This is a genomic window from Aeromonas sp. 55A, from assembly GCF_051919665.1.
Taxonomy (GTDB): domain Bacteria; phylum Pseudomonadota; class Gammaproteobacteria; order Enterobacterales; family Aeromonadaceae; genus Aeromonas; species Aeromonas veronii.
This window is the reverse complement of the sequence record NZ_JBQBEH010000008.1, coordinates 1,842,493-1,857,157: the sequence shown is the minus strand read 5'-3', so window position 1 is coordinate 1,857,157 and position 14,665 is coordinate 1,842,493. Positions and strand designations below refer to the sequence as shown.

General features: G+C 56.0%; 11 protein-coding genes. 5 read left to right on the top strand and 6 right to left on the bottom strand.

Annotated features, from left to right (window positions below):
* The first annotated feature begins 99 nt into the window (after positions 1-99).
* The 5 genes from yjeM (at position 100) to ACTG2G_RS12635 (ending at position 7,016) form a co-directional block, all read left to right on the top strand.
* Positions 100-1,566 carry a glutamate/gamma-aminobutyrate family transporter YjeM gene (yjeM, locus tag ACTG2G_RS12655; protein WP_108611884.1) on the top strand — a complete coding sequence of 489 codons (1,467 nt, stop codon included), beginning with the start codon at positions 100-102 and terminating at the stop codon, positions 1,564-1,566.
* 258 nt (positions 1,567-1,824) lie between these two features.
* The gene (gene pbpG, locus ACTG2G_RS12650) at positions 1,825-2,736 is read left to right on the top strand and encodes a D-alanyl-D-alanine endopeptidase (protein ID WP_429204654.1); all 912 of its coding nucleotides are present in this window, start codon (positions 1,825-1,827) and stop codon (positions 2,734-2,736) included.
* Positions 2,737-2,956: 220 nt separating this feature from the next.
* Entirely contained in the window at positions 2,957-3,994 is a 1,038-nt protein-coding gene (locus ACTG2G_RS12645; RefSeq protein WP_421386532.1) for an acyltransferase, read from the top strand.
* A gap of 291 nt (positions 3,995-4,285) precedes the next feature.
* Positions 4,286-6,328 (top strand): TonB-dependent receptor, encoded by a 2,043-nt coding sequence (locus ACTG2G_RS12640; protein ID WP_421386530.1) that lies wholly within the window; start codon positions 4,286-4,288, stop codon positions 6,326-6,328.
* A 64-nt stretch (positions 6,329-6,392) separates the two neighbouring features.
* Positions 6,393-7,016, top strand: coding sequence for a PepSY-associated TM helix domain-containing protein (locus tag ACTG2G_RS12635; protein WP_439985497.1), 624 nt, complete (start codon positions 6,393-6,395; stop codon positions 7,014-7,016).
* A 1,421-nt stretch (positions 7,017-8,437) separates the two neighbouring features.
* Here the strand turns inward: ACTG2G_RS12635 and ACTG2G_RS12630 are convergent.
* The 6 genes from ACTG2G_RS12630 to ACTG2G_RS12605 all read right to left on the bottom strand — a co-directional run bounded on the left by ACTG2G_RS12630 (position 8,438) and on the right by ACTG2G_RS12605 (position 14,628).
* A complete protein-coding gene (locus tag ACTG2G_RS12630; RefSeq protein ID WP_439985496.1) occupies positions 8,438-8,659 on the bottom strand; it encodes a hypothetical protein in 222 nt (73 codons plus the stop codon).
* A 94-nt stretch (positions 8,660-8,753) separates the two neighbouring features.
* The gene (locus tag ACTG2G_RS12625; protein WP_439985495.1) at positions 8,754-9,356 is read right to left on the bottom strand and encodes a hypothetical protein; all 603 of its coding nucleotides are present in this window, start codon (positions 9,354-9,356) and stop codon (positions 8,754-8,756) included.
* Positions 9,357-9,376: 20 nt separating this feature from the next.
* Entirely contained in the window at positions 9,377-10,159 is a 783-nt protein-coding gene (locus ACTG2G_RS12620) for a hypothetical protein (RefSeq protein WP_439985494.1), read from the bottom strand.
* Positions 10,160-10,376: 217 nt separating this feature from the next.
* Positions 10,377-11,345: an Abi family protein gene (locus ACTG2G_RS12615; RefSeq protein WP_439985493.1), complete on the bottom strand. Its 969-nt coding sequence runs from the start codon at positions 11,343-11,345 to the stop codon at positions 10,377-10,379.
* Positions 11,345-13,126: a restriction endonuclease subunit S gene (locus tag ACTG2G_RS12610; protein WP_439985492.1), complete on the bottom strand. Its 1,782-nt coding sequence runs from the start codon at positions 13,124-13,126 to the stop codon at positions 11,345-11,347. The genes ACTG2G_RS12615 and ACTG2G_RS12610 overlap by 1 nt, the downstream gene beginning before the upstream one ends.
* Positions 13,126-14,628 carry an N-6 DNA methylase gene (locus ACTG2G_RS12605; protein WP_270809083.1) on the bottom strand — a complete coding sequence of 501 codons (1,503 nt, stop codon included), beginning with the start codon at positions 14,626-14,628 and terminating at the stop codon, positions 13,126-13,128. Before ACTG2G_RS12605 ends, ACTG2G_RS12610 begins: the two co-directional genes overlap by 1 nt.
* Between the last annotated feature and the right edge of the window lie 37 nt (positions 14,629-14,665).

Genomic DNA, 14,665 nt, shown 5'->3' with positions numbered 1-14,665 from the left:
CAGCAGGATGGCATGGCGCTACCGCGTTATTAATGGGTCCGGTTTCGTCTGTTTAATTTTTGATTATTTTAAATCCAGCACCATCAGGGAGTTTTTAATATGTCGGCAAAAAAGCTGAAGTTGGGCGCCTTTATATTGATGATATTAACATCGGTATTTGGCGTCACTAATATCGGGATCGGTTTTTACCGAATGGGATATGCCGCCATTCCGATGTTCGTGATCGGCGGTCTGTTTTTCTTCATCCCGTTCATTTTGATGATGATTGAGTTTGGTACCGGCTTTCGCAAAGAGGCGGGCGGCATCTTTACCTGGATGCGCCACTCGGTCTCGACCCGATTCGCCTTTATCGGTCTGACCATGTGGTTCGCCTCCTACGTCATCTGGATGTTTGGCAAGGCGCTCTCTATGTGGGTGCCCCTCTCCTTCATGCTGTTTGGCCGCGACATCACCGTCATCCCGGTCACCCTGGGCACCAGCATCGACTTCGGCCCCTTTATTCTGGGAGTGGTCGCCATCGCGCTGGTTGCCACCGTCACCAAGCTCATCACCCTGGGTAGCGCCCGCTTCGCCAAAGTGGCGGCCATCGGCGGTCTCTCCGTGGTGGCACTCAACGTGTTGCTGCTGGTCGGTGGCGTCTTCACCTTCGCGGTGAGCGGCATGACTCTGCAGGAGCCCTTCACCCAGGCATCGCTGACTGCCTCTCCCAATGCCGCTTTCAACGACATCATCCCCTTCCTCGGCTTTATGGTGTTCGCCATCTTCGCCTACGGCGGGGTCGAGGCGATGGCCGGGGTGGCTGACGAGCTGGAAGACCCCGAGCGTGACCTCAAGCGCGGCATCTTCCTCTCCGGCGCCTTCATCGTACTCTGCTACATCATCGGCTTTCTGGCGGTCGGCTCAATCATGCGCTGGAGCGACTTCCCGGCCGAGGGGATCACCTCTCTCTCCGCCCTCTTCATCATCATGTTGGAGCTGGGGCGCCATCTCGGTGGCGAGTGGCTGGGACAGGTGTTCATGCGCTTTGCTGGCCTTGGCATGTTCCTGAGCTATCTGGGCGCCTTTATCGCCCTCTCATACGCGCCGCTGCGCCAGTTCATCACCGGCACCCCGAGCTACTTCTGGCCGGAGCGTTTCCAGCGCGAAAACGAGAATGGCGTGCGGATTGAAGCCCTCAAGGTGCAAGCCTGGGTGGTCTGTCTGTTCATTGCCGCCAAGTCCATCTTTACCCTGATCAACCCGGAAGGGGCCGCCGCCCTCTATGAGCTGATCATAACCATGACCAACGTCGGCATGACCCTGCCCTACATGTTCCTCATCTACGCCTGGTATCGCTATCGCAACAACCCGGCGCTGGGCAAGGACCTGATCTTCTTCAAGAGCGCGGGTTCCGTGCTGCTGGCTACCATCATCAGCCTGATCCTGGTCGCCTTCGGCAACGTCTTTACCGTGGTCGCCCCCTTTATCTCCGGCGATATCTCCACCGGCGTCTGGACCATCATTGGCCCGCTGCTGTTCGTGGTGATCGCCATGCGCTTCAAGATCAAGCAGGAAGATGCCCACTAAACGATAAGCAATGCTCCATGCCAATCGGGACCGTTCTGGTCCCGATCTTTTTAGCGTCGGCTTCCGCTCGCCATCACGGCCAGTCCATAGTTTCAATGCAAAAAAGACTCCATAGAGACCTCTTTTGCGCTCTCCTCGCCGTCAGAGCACGCTCAACGCCGTAAATTATCAATATCAAGGTGAGAATGATTGTGAAGCGCCAGTTCACGACATATAACTTAGCGAGATATCCCTGTACTTCGTCCGGTAGAGCTGATCATGATGATGCGTTCCCTCCTTCCCCTGTTGCTTGGCGCAGTAATGCTGCCGGCCACTATGGACAGTGCCAATGCCAACCCCTTTTCCGCCAGCAGCAAGAGCAGCAGCGGCTTTCTCGAGCGACGGGATGTGCCCAACCTCAGCTCGGCTGCCTTCGTGGTGGCCAACCACAGAACCGGCGAGGTGATCTCCGAGCGCAACGGCAACCGGGTAATGCCCATCGCCTCACTCACCAAGCTGATGACGGCGCTGGTAGTGCTGGATGCCAACCTGCGCCTCAACGAAATGCTCACCGTGACCAATGCCGACATCGACCGCATCAAGGGAACCGGTTCACGACTGGCCATCGGCTCCAGGCTCAGCCGCGCCGAAATGCTCCATATCGCCCTGATGTCCTCTGAAAACCGCGCCGCCTCGGCGCTGGCCCGCCACTATCCCGGCGGCCAGCGTGCCTTTGTCGAGGCGATGAACGCCAAAGCCCGCATGCTGGGGATGTGGAATACCCGCTACGCCGACAGCACAGGGCTCAACCCGCGCAATGTCTCCACCGCGCAGGATCTCGCCAAACTCGCCGCCGCAGCGGCCTCCTATCCGCTGATCCGCCAGTACTCCACCGACGAGCAGAGTTATGTGCGCACCAACAAGCGTCAGCTGCACTACCTCAACTCCAACCGGCTGATCCGCGAAGGGCAATGGGAGTTCACTCTCTCCAAGACCGGCTATATTCGCGAAGCGGGCCGCTGTCTGGTACTGGGCACCAAGGTCAATCGTGATCCGGTGATCATGGTGCTGCTCAATGCCGAAACCACCAACGATCGGGTCGCCGATGCCAAGCGGATCAAAACCTGGCTGGAGAGCTCGGGCAGAACCACCCTGGCAGCCAACCAGAGCAGCATGCTGACTCATCAGTAAGCTCGACATCCCCAACCAAGCGAGGCGCCCGCCTCGCTTTTTTCTGCGTGACCGCGCCCAAAAAACGGGAGCCCGCTCCCGTTACAGGTAACACCTTCCGCCACCCCGTTACAAAACGTAACTACTCAACCGCGTGATTCACACTAATAGAATCAATTGGTTGTAACCTGGCAGCAAGAATTTTAGCGTGCCATCACAACCCCTGTAACGACGAGCCACCATGCGTATTTCCAGTATCGAGTGCGGGCGGGTACTGGCCATTCTGGCCGTGATGACTATTCACGTATCCCCCTTCGCCAATCCGTTCAATCCCGCCCTGTGGGGAAGTGGATCCTGGCTCTGGCTGAGCGGCACCATCAACCAGTTATGCCGCTTTGCCGTGCCGCTGTTTTTCCTCTGTGCCGGTTACTTTCTGCAGCCGAGACTGAGTCGCGAGGCGCCGCTGACCGTGGCCTGGCGCTACTGCCGCCCCTTGCTGATGCTCTGGCTGGTGTGGAGTCTGGTCTACCTGCTGGTGCCGTTCAATCCGCTTGATGCCGTGCAACAGGGCTATCTGGCCTCCCTGCGCGGGCAGTGGCAATTCCAGCTCGGCGACCCCCTCAATGGCTGGCTGGTGGGCGGCATGATCCACCTCTGGTTCCTGCCAGCACTGATCATGGCGGTGACCCTGCTGGCACTCTGCTACCGGCTTGGCAGACCAGCGCTCGCTCTCTGGCTGGGTCTTGGCCTTTACCTGCTGGCGCTGCTGGGGGGCTCCTATGCCAAGCCGCTGCTGGGCGCCGAGTGGCCACTGCTCACCCGTAACGGCCCCTTCTTCTCCCTGCTGTTTGTGGCGCTCGGAGCCCTGCTGCGCCAGCGTCAGTGGCAACCGGATACCCGCACTGGCTGGCAATTGCTGCTGGTGGGCGTGGCGCTCTATGGCTGTGAAGCTTGGGCGCTGCAGCACTTCGCCGCAGTGCCGCTCACCCGCCACGACTTCCTGCTCGGCTCCCTTCCCTGGGCTATCGGCCTGTTTGGCCTGCTGCTGGCCAACCCCGACTGGGGCAAGGGCAGCTGGCTTGAGCGCCAGGCCCCCAAAGTGCTCGGGATCTACTGCCTGCACATGATGCTGGTGGTCTGGCTCTTCATGTTTGGACCGCAGGGCGCATCCATCCTGTGGGAGATTGCCAAGGTGCCGCTGCTGCTGGGATCGTCTCTGCTGGTCTATCACCTGTTGGCGGCCCCGCCCCTCACCCGCCGACTGCTGAGCACTCGCTGAGTCCGATATCCGGCCCGTCCTATCGGGCCGGATATCGCTTCACATTTCGCACCTTTTTCTTCCGCTACGCCCTTTTCCCTCGCTTCGTTCTCGCGGTTTGCTGTAATGGCTCTGCTTTTCAGCCGAGCTCTGCCGACCACACAACACGCACCCAAAGCCCCCTCCATTTTCACCTTGCCAGACAAATGAAAATCAATATCATTGGCATCCCGCTTGAGCGGGTCAGGCTAATTATAATTAAATCAATATGTTCGAGCCGTCAGGTCGACATCCAAAGAGTCAATATTGAATATGCAGCACCCTCACTTTCGCAGAACGCTGGTCTCGCTGGCACTGCTGGGCACCGGCTTCACTGCCCAGGCCACCGATGAAACCATGACAGTGGTTGGCAAACGCTCCCGGCATCAGGAAGTTGCCACCGCAACCCGTACCAATACGCCAGCCAAGCTGGTGCCCCAGACCATCGACAGCGTCAAGGTCAGCGAGCTGACCGCCTTCGGCCAACCGACGCTGAGTGAAGCCCTGAGCGGCATTCCCGGGGTCAATGCCAGCGGTGATACCCGCTTCGACGGGGTCAATATCCGCGGCTTCAGCGCCAGCAACGACTTCTATCTCGATGGGTTCCGCGACGACATGCAGTACACCCGGGATCTCGGCAACATCGAGCGGGTGGAAGTGCTCAAGGGCCCGGCTGCCGTGCTCTACGGCCGCGGTAGCACGGGGGGCATCGTCAACCGGGTCAGCAAAAAGCCGCAAAAAGGGCAGGAGTCCAGCGTCACCGCCCGGGTCGGCAGCTTTGACAGCCAGCGGCTGGCCGCCGACCTCAATGGCGAGGCGAGTGAGCAGGTGCAACTGCGCCTCAACATGGCGCAAGAGGACAAAGATAGCTTCCGCAACGGCGTGAAGAGCAAGCGCACCCTGCTGGCCCCTTCCGCCAACTGGGAGATCAGCGACAACCTCAACTGGTTGGTGCAGTACGAACGCAACGAACATGACCGCACCCCGGATCGCGGCATTCCCGGGGTCAATGGCCGTCCGGCCGATGTGCCGCGAGAGTATGTCTACAGCGATACCAGCCGCGACTTCATCGATGACGTCGCGCAATCTACCCGCTCCCGCCTCTCCTGGGATATCAACGATCAGTGGCAGTTGCGCCAGCAGCTCGGGTACTCCACCCTCGACAGCCAGTTTGACAACACCTATGTCACCAGCGTCAAAGGGGATCAGGTGACCCGCTCCCGCTGGCAGCAGGATCTGAAAGCGAAGAACCTGATCAGCAACACCGAGGCCGAAGGTCTGTTCCAGACCGGCCCGGTGGAACATCGCCTGCTGGCCGGCTTCGAGCAGAACTGGCAGGAGCGCACACCCAAGCTCTACCAGAACGCCACCGCCATCCCGTCCGGCAACCTCTACGACCCGGGCTCACTGCCTACCTACAATGGCGCCATGAAGCTCTCCAGCGACGCCAAACACAAGGTGCGCGGCAATGGCCTCTATCTGCAGGATCAGCTCAGCCTGGGTGACTGGCATCTGGTGGGCGGGCTGCGCCGTGACGACTTCACCGTCACCAGTCGCCGCTACGACCTCAACAAGGAGGAGAGTGTCTCGGTCAACAGCCTGAGCCCGCGCCTTGGTCTGGTGTGGAATCCCCTTGAGGATCACGCCTTCTACACCTCCTACAGCAAGACCTTCACTCCGGTGGGCGGCGAGCTGATCGGCATCACCCCGGGCGACAAAAACAACGGGCTGGAACCCCAGCACACCCGCCTCTACGAAGGTGGGGTGAAGAGTGACTGGCTGAACGGCAAGCTGGCGACCACTCTCTCCCTCTATCGACTGGAGATGTACAACAAGCGCACCAAGGATCCGCTGGATCCCACCAAGGTGATCCTCACCGGCCTGCAGCGTACCGAAGGGGTCGAACTGAGCGCCCGCGCCGAGCTGACCGACGAGATCTATCTGCGTGGCGGCTTTGCCATTCAGGATGCGGAGCAGGTCAAGGCGGATGCGGATCTGCAGGGCAAGCGCCCGATGAACGTCTCCCGCCAGAATGGCCAGTTCTATCTCGGCTACAAGAGTGGTGAGCAGGGCTGGTTCGGTGAAACCGGTGTGACAGCGGTGGGCGATCGCTTTGCCGACAACGCCAACACCACCACACTGCCCGGTTACGCCCGCTTCGATGCGCGCGCCGGTTATCGCTGGCAACAGTGGGAAGCCGAGCTGAGCGCCGAGAACCTTACTGACCACGAGTACTTCGTCAGCGCCACCAGTGCCAACCAGATCATGCCGGGTACGCCCCGTCAGCTGAGTCTGACCGGAACCTACCGTTTCTGATCTCTGTGACAACCACCCCGACTGGCCAGCCCTTGCTGGCCAGTTTTTTTATGAAGCAACCACGATGAAACGCAGAAGAGTTCCCCTTCACAACAACAAATGGGTACGCCGCCTCCATGCCTGGGCCGGTTTTTTTACCCTCACCCTGATGCTGATGTACGGCATCACCGGCCTCTGGCTGCAACACCGTGCCGTGTTGCCCATTCCCGGCCCCCACACCGACAAATCGAGTGAAGAGATAGTGCTCAAGGCACCACTCGCCAGCCCGGAGCAGCTGAAAAGCCTGCTGCAACAGCGCTATCCCGATACCTTTGCCGACGGACGAACCATGATCACCCCGGCCCAGACCCTGCCCACTCCGAACGGCTCGCTCACCCTGCCCGCCAAGTGGGAGATGCGCGGCGTCACCCTCAGCCAGAGCGTGGCCGCCAGCTATGTAGAGGGCACCCTGCTGGTACGTACCGACCTGCAGCAAGCCAACTTTGCCGCCAGCCTCAACCGGCTGCACCGCGGCATGGGTACCGGCCTCGGCTGGCAGCTGTTTGGCGATATCGCCGCCCTGGCTCTGCTGCTGCTGGCCCTCACCAGTCTGTTTATGTGGACCAAGCTGCACGGCACACCCAGAGCCATCATCGTGCTGACGCTCGCAGGTACCCTCGGTACCCTGCTGTTTGCCCTGCTGGGATAGCACGGCAACCATGTTCTGATGCAGCAAGGTTTGGAAAAAAACCGCAATAGAAACAGGCCGCTGGCGGCGATGCCGTCAGCGGCTATATCAAGAAAAGGAAATAACGGAGAGAGGGGAAAGAGAAGGGATACCAAGAGGTAACGGGAAGTACTGCCAGCTCCACAGTAACGCTCCAATGTGCAGGAACGCTAAAAAACAAAAGGCCATCATTGCTGATGGCCCTTTGTCATGAATTTGATGGTGCCCGGGGTCGGACTCGAACCGACACGGTTATTCACCGGCGGATTTTGAATCCAGAAACTGCGGTTTCCTAGGGATAGTACGACTCGTAACGCCTTGAATCAATAGGGTTTGAGTTATCTCCAGTTTGTTGTGAGTGAGGTGGGTTTGCACACTTTGCACATTTTTACCCACCGTACTCATACGCCCATAGTGTCCACAACATAGCCACCATCGGGCATCCACCTGCAACAGGGTTAGATGTTTAATAGATTTTTTATCGGGCATAGATCCCCTGAGTAAAACATGGACCATGTAGCATGGTGGCCGATAGCAAAATGGGGCTTCAACTTAGTACATCCCCCCATATACATATTAATCTCGCGACCACTCTTGATAACTCCAACAACAGCCTACATCTCCGTGTTAGAGGGTCGTCCTCTGAACAGTGAAAGGAGAACTGTTATGGGTCTTAAACCTGGTCCGAAACCAATCGCGCAATCGACAGGGAAACCAGATCAACGTCGTCGTGATAATAAAGATACTCCGGGAAATACCCCGTCGTTAAAGCCAAGCAAGTCCACAAAAAAGTAAGCCTGCCCAGGAATGGATAAACCAACTCGATAGTAGGAAGTGGGGCCAGCGGCCCCACACATTACCTAGTCGTAACCAAGAGCAAGAAACCTAACGCCAATACAGCAGCCATAAATCCAAGGTTCGTAGCGAGGGAGTTGGTAGCGAGTGTTTTCAGTAGTTCAAACATACATTCTCTCCTTAAGAGCATTTACGCCATGCAGGCGGATACTTCAACTTTACAAGTCATTGTCGGCTCTCTTTCATCTGACCCGGTTACTTCCAAATCATGACCAAACACTCTTTGTCCCACCAAGTTACAGCTGATGTTGATGGTTTCATGATTGAACAACTAGCCGTGCTGATCATGGTGACGACTTTCACGCCTCCATAACAATGCAGATGGATGGGAAACGACTGACATAAAAAAACCCGCTTTGGAAGCGGGTTTCACGTGACATAAAGAATGGGCTCAATCTCCTCAGAGGTAGAGCCCATTGGTTACATAAGTATTATAAGTACGATATTGGGTTTTCAAAAAAATAAGTGAGAAAATCTACTTCCATCTATTAAATCCTAACATTGTTCTATCATCACCCATCACACCATATACAAATAGCCAAAGGGAGCTACATGAGTAGGAGATCATACCCCTGCTCCTCAACCTCTTGATAAAACCATGACTGTAGAGCATGAATTTCATCATTCGTTCGCTCTGCAGGAATGCGCGCAAGAAGATAGGCCATCCAGAGATCTTCAACCGAGGGTTTTGAGCTCCATTCCTTCGCCTGAACAACTAAAGAACCGATATCATGGATTCTGTTCGGCAACTCAAGATTAGTCTGTGTCATTACATACGCTCTCAAAGCCCGTGGTGATGGCCATTTAAACATCAGATTATTGCATGCCCCTGGCTTGTGGCACTATTACCTGCCAACCACAGGATCAACGATGGCTCATCTCTTTGATCCAACGGCCAATGCCATCAGGATCGGCAAGCAGCTGAGCGAGCGGCAGATGGTTGGAGCACAAGGCGAGCTGGCCGCACTCCTCACTTTGCTTCCAATCCGGTTGATGAAGGGGCCAAGGCACCGGGCGCCACAGCTCATCGAAATGCTTGTCGCTATCTTCCAGACAACGGAAAAGACTCACTTCAACAATGGCTTGGCCATCAAGTTGCAGAGGGTCTGGCTGGCCTTTTACTCCTGCCCGCAGCACTGAGGTATGGCGAAAATCGCTATCAATGTAAAGGCGGAAAGCCAGAGTGATATCGTTCTTTTCGGCCGTATCGCCACCCCAATCACGGTAACAATGGGTAGAAGCAAACAGTGGCAGATAGTCCCATGCCCAACTGCTGGATGGGCGGGTTCCCGAGCGACAGGGGCGGCTCGTTTCGCTGGGCTCCCAAAACCAGAACTCGGCGTCCAGCGCCTGACTGGCGATCTGATCGAATAGTGGGAGGATACGCTGGTAGAAACCGGCGGCGAGTCGGTGAGCTTGTTGAAGTTGGGTAACCAGCTGGGTGGTCTGTTCAAGATCGTGTTGCATGACGGCATCCTTAGCCAAAGTCAGTGATTCAAAAAAGAGAAATCGGGGCGAGAGAGGTGCAATGTCCCGGCATAGTCGAGCAGAGCAGCCCAACCAGTAGGTTCAACCGGTGGGGGAGTTTCCCGCTCAGACATCACCCCACAATCCAGGTCCAGCTGCCCTGCGTAGGCAAACAACGGCGCCCATTCAGGCACCACCGGGGCCATGCCAAACAGCTCAAACGCCTGCAGCCACTCATCGCGGATGGCGCGATCCTGACGGCAGGATTCAAACTCGGAGGCAGTTTGCAGATAGCGGCGCAGTGGCTCCCATTCACGCAAGGTCATCTGGACAAAGCGTTCGGACAGCTCTGGGCGAATCAGCGGGGCGACAGGGATATTGCCAAGCGCCACGTAATAGAGCCGGTCTTCATAGTCACCAAACTCGGCTTCGCTGACCACAGCATTGACCTGGGCCAGCCACTGCTCCCGATACTGGTCACCACCGAACGGGGGCTTCACCTCGATAACCACCAGCGCGTCGTCAAAGTGGAGCAGCACATCGGGCTCGACATAACGGCGATCCTGCAGCGATACCAGTTTTGGCCACAGCTCCAGCCGTTGAAAGGTGGCCGGGTCTAGCGGATTGTCACCGAGTAGAAAGCGCAGCACGGCACCCAGAGCACCGTCCGAGAGGTGGGGCAGACGGCCGAAGAAGGTGGCGGTCAGCAGATCTTCGCTGCCTTTAAACAGGTCGCGCCAGCGCAGGGATTCCCCTTCCCGCTCGATACGCCCAGCCTTGCCATGCAGGATTGCATGTAGCATTGCAACTCCTTGTAATGTTGATATTTCAAGCAAGCTCTCACGTAGCTGAAGAGCCTTCGAGATCCTGCGTTAATACCCAGTCGACTACCACTCTATCCGTCACAAAATGGGGTAAAAAAGTTTGACTGAATGGAGGTTCCCCCCTATTCTTCTTCGCAACACGACCCCGGCCTCTTGGTTGCTTCGCAACTTACGCTGGGGTTCTTATTTGGTGGATTTACCACCACTCCTGCCAGTTCTCTATGTACCCCATATTTGCCAACCCGAGCTTGCGCACAGACTTTTGTGTGGGGAACGTCAGCAGATGATCCCGCAGGCGCAGATGCCACTGGGTATTCGGGCAAATCACCTTGAGTAGATGCCGTGTGATGGCCAGCAACACGAATGGCTTGGCCAGCCGCTCATCGTCTCTTGCCAAGAAATCGCACCACGCTACCTCTCTGGGCTTGGGCAACTTCACCTGCGTCGTCACGTTGCGGTTCCAGAGGCGGCTATGATGGGCGCAGATATTGCGCAGGTAACTGAGACCGTAGATCCAGCTGGCAAACACCTGCCAGTCCAAACCGTATTTGCTGGCGATATGCTGCTGATCCGACACCTTCATCATGCCGATCAACTGCGAGATGGCGCCAAAATCAAATACCTCCACCGCCACCCAGATCGGCAGTTCCTCACCATGGCGCTGATGGTAGTGGCGCACAAAATCCTCTTTGGAACGCTTTACCAACCCCCGGTATTTCTCCATCCACGCCTCAAAGCGGGTCTGGTGACTCCCCCTGAATGCGGGCTGCCGGATAAAGCTGGGGTGGAAGTAGCTGCGATCGAGGTGAGCAAAGGTATTTCGCTTGCCAAGGAGATAGGCAAGATCGACCCGCAAGGCCACCTCGATCCGCTCCAGCGCATCCACTACCAGCAGGCGCAGCTTCTTGTCGAACAGATAGAGCTCCACCGCATCCAGCAGATGGGTATCGGGGCAAAACTGGTCGGTTGCTCGGGTCTCCCGCTTGCTTTCCCCCTCAGCCGCGGGCTCAAAGCGGCGAAACGGGTACCAGTAGCCACTTAAACGGTAGTAGCCGATCCGCTCCAGATAGCTCAGTGCGGCATCCCGGTCGGTAACCGTGATGCCGCGCTCAATCAGCTGATCCAGTTGCTGTTGATAGCTAAGCCAGGGGCGAGCGTAGGGCATCAGGCAAGGGCTCCTTCCACCAGCGACTCGGCCAAGGCAAGTTGGGTCTGCTGGTTGGTTTGTAGGCGGGATTTAAGTTGATCGCAGAGGGTCATTAACTGATCCACTCTATCCATAATATGGTTTTGCTCCTTTATAGGACCCAACGGAATAGGAGCAAGTTTAAGCTTATCTTGAGATATATTCATTTGGCTTTCAGCCATGCCAGATTTGGAATCATCAATATAGATAGCTGTTGCACCAGCATTTAAGCATAGAGATATAAAACGCTCAGACAAACCAACTTCAACCAAGTGAAATCGAATTATTTTGTCAGAAATCATCAGTTTTGGTCTTGTTTTTTCGACCAAGCATGAAATTCCTACTCTATTTTTAGGGCCAGCACGAGTAATTAGGATGTCGCCAACCATAACTTCATACTCGGGTCTCGGAGTCTTTGTTTTATCAAGAACTTTGTTCTCATACTCTCGATACTCCAAGGTTTGTACTGCTGTTGTCTTCAGGACACCCCAAGTATCAATATCTGGTGAGGATTCAGGAGGACAAGCCGGACTCCAACCTGCATCCATTATGGTTATGATGTCTTTTAAATGGCACCACTCCCATCCCTGCGGTAGCTCAAACGGCTTTTCGTCTTCGCTAATCGCAGGTAGCAGTTTCTCTTTTTTAATTCTCTTCTCTTTCACCAAGCGGGCTTTTTCAGCGGCGATGCGTTCCAGCAGGGCGGAGGCGGGTTCATCGCTGGGGTCTTGCGGTACCAGCTTGCCCATTACCGCCAGTTGCAGGATAGTCTGTTTCAAGGCGTCGATGCTGGCCTCAGTGGTAAAGAGGGTATCAAAGTGAGTGCTTAGCCGCGCCCAGTTTTGCGCCAACTCGTCGGCATCGCAGGAGTCTGTCAGTGTAGCGAGCAGGGTCTCCACCAGCGTCTGATGGGCCGCCAACTGCGATTCGCTGCGCAGTTCCAGCTGGTCGCAGAGGGCCATTAGCTCATCCACTTTGGCAACGATACGATGTTGCTCATCTATGGAGGGAATTCCAATTGGGATCAGTTCCAAAGTGCCTTGACTTAATGCAGGGACAGATGTTCCGACTTGATACTTGGTCATATCAATAGATGTTAAAAACAAGAATAAATAATCGGATACTACTTCACTATAAGGAGTAATGCCCAAACAATTGTTATCTATTGCTGTTGCTTTGACTATTATTCTTCTTTTGTTTGTTGCAATTGCCCCGCCAATCTTTGGGAATATAACAGTGCCAGCCTTGTGTAAATTTAACTTTATTCTACGTGCAGTATCTTCACTGACTGTATTCATGGTTTTCAGAATGAATCTTTCGTTTCCATCAAGATTCATATCGCTAACCTTGCAAAAAAGAATTTCTAAATCTTCAAGGCCCTGCTCATTGGTAGGAAATCCGTTTCCAGTAGCCCATATGCCAATCTCTCCCAAACGGGTAATTACCCACCCTTCCGGCAGTTCAAACGGCTTATCTTGCTCACTAACTTGCGGTAATGCCTTGGGCTTTTTAATTTTGCCCTCTTTCACCAACTGCGCTTTTTCGGCGGTAATCCGTTCCAACAGCACGGAGGCCGGTTCATCACTGGGGTCTTGTGGCACCAATTTGCCGCGCACGGCCAGCTCCAGGATCAGCTCACGCAGCTTTTTGATGCCGGTCAGTTCCAGCTTGCTGTTGCTGCCGCGCCCGGCACTGCTTTTGGGGCGCACCGCCGCAGTCCAGAGATCCAGGTGGTCGGTAATCAGATTCTCGATCGCCATTATGCCTGCCCCCCTTGCTTGGCCGCACCTTTGCCCAAGGCGTCGCCAAGAATGGCTTTTAGCTGGTCACGCAGGGTCTGGATCTCGGCCTGCTCTGTGGCATAGCGCGCCAGCAGCTCGTCGGGGTTATGGCTTATCTGCTCGCCGACATGGGGGTTTTTGATATCGAGGTTAAAGTTGCGCTCAATAATGGTGTCGATACTGACCTTCCAGGCTTGTTCGTTCTCAACCCGGGCAGCAAAGCCGTCCGCCTCATCGCCCCACCAGGCAATCTCGGCTTCAAACTCCTCGAACTTCATCGGCTTGGTCTTGCTGTAGCTCTTCACCCCAGCCGGATAGGGGTGCTCGTAGAACCAGACATCCTTGGTGGGCTGGCCCTTGGTGAAGAAGAGGATATTGGTCTTGATGCCGGTATAGGGGGCAAACACGCCGTTGGGCAGCCGCACTATGGTGTGCAGGTTGCACTCAGCAGTGAGCAGTTGCTTTATCTTGGTTTTGACCCCTTCGCCAAACAGGGTGCCATCGGGCAGCACCACGGCAGCGCGACCGCCCTTGCCATTTGTTGCCGGGGCAAGGACTTCGATAATCAGCTGCAGGAACAGGTCGGCGGTCTCACGGGTACGCAGATCGGCGGGGAAGTTCTGCTCGATGCCATCCTCTTCGGTGCCGCCAAAGGGCGGGTTGGTGAGGATCACATCGATATCGCTATCCCAGCTCGACAGCGGTTTGTCGAGGGTGTTGCCGTGGCGGATCTGCACCGGCACCTCGATACCGTGGAGCATCATATTGGTGGTGCAGAGGAGGTGAGGCAGTTGCTTCTTCTCAACCCCGAGGATCTGCTGCTGCAGAGTCTGATGGTCGGCTGAGGTCTCGACATAGTGCTCTTTGACATGGTCGAAGGCGCAGGCGAGAAAGCCGCCGGTACCGCAGGCCGGGTCCATGATCCGCTCGCCGAGTTTGGGGTCGATGCGGTTCACCATAAAGCGGGTGACGGCGCGGGGGGTGTAGAACTCGCCCGCGTTACCGGCGCTTTGCAGGTCACGCAGGATCTGCTCGTAGATGTCGCCGAACAGGTGGCGTTCGCTGCTGTCGGTAAAGTCGATCTCGTTGAGCTTGTTGATCACCTGCTTGAGCAGGGTGCCGTTCTTCATGTAGTTGAAGGCATCGCTGAACGCCTCTTTCACCACATAGCCACGGGGATTGAGATCGATATTGGCTGGCTGGTTTTTCAGGCTGTCGAACAGGTCATTGTTGACGAAATCGAGCAGGGCATCGCCGGTCAGCCCTTCACTATCGGCCGCCCAATTGCGCCACAGGAAGCGCTCGGGGATGGGGCAGCGGTAGTTATCCTGCTCAAACTCCAGCTCCTCTTCCTGGGCGTCGAACACTTTCAAAAACAGCAGCCAGGAGAGCTGGCCGAGGCGCTGGGCATCACCGTCAATACCGGCGTCCTTGCGCATGATGTCCTGAATGGATTTGATGACTGAGCTGATGGATGACATGGGATTCTCTGCTTTTTACAAAAATGGTGACGAATAC

Excerpts from the sequence above, each read along its gene's own strand:
- ACTG2G_RS12635 (WP_439985497.1), top strand. The coding sequence starts at position 6,393 with ATGAAACGCAGAAGAGTTCCCCTTCACAACAACAAATGGGTACGCCGC.
- ACTG2G_RS12610 (WP_439985492.1), bottom strand. The coding sequence starts at position 13,126 with ATGGCGATCGAGAATCTGATTACCGACCACCTGGATCTCTGGACTGCG.
- yjeM (WP_108611884.1), top strand. The coding sequence starts at position 100 with ATGTCGGCAAAAAAGCTGAAGTTGGGCGCCTTTATATTGATGATATTA.
- ACTG2G_RS12625 (WP_439985495.1), bottom strand. The coding sequence starts at position 9,356 with ATGCAACACGATCTTGAACAGACCACCCAGCTGGTTACCCAACTTCAA.
- ACTG2G_RS12615 (WP_439985493.1), bottom strand. The coding sequence starts at position 11,345 with ATGCCCTACGCTCGCCCCTGGCTTAGCTATCAACAGCAACTGGATCAG.
- pbpG (WP_429204654.1), top strand. The coding sequence starts at position 1,825 with ATGATGATGCGTTCCCTCCTTCCCCTGTTGCTTGGCGCAGTAATGCTG.
- ACTG2G_RS12630 (WP_439985496.1), bottom strand. The coding sequence starts at position 8,659 with ATGACACAGACTAATCTTGAGTTGCCGAACAGAATCCATGATATCGGT.
- ACTG2G_RS12605 (WP_270809083.1), bottom strand. The coding sequence starts at position 14,628 with ATGTCATCCATCAGCTCAGTCATCAAATCCATTCAGGACATCATGCGC.
- ACTG2G_RS12620 (WP_439985494.1), bottom strand. The coding sequence starts at position 10,159 with ATGCTACATGCAATCCTGCATGGCAAGGCTGGGCGTATCGAGCGGGAA.
- ACTG2G_RS12645 (WP_421386532.1), top strand. The coding sequence starts at position 2,957 with ATGCGTATTTCCAGTATCGAGTGCGGGCGGGTACTGGCCATTCTGGCC.
- ACTG2G_RS12640 (WP_421386530.1), top strand. The coding sequence starts at position 4,286 with ATGCAGCACCCTCACTTTCGCAGAACGCTGGTCTCGCTGGCACTGCTG.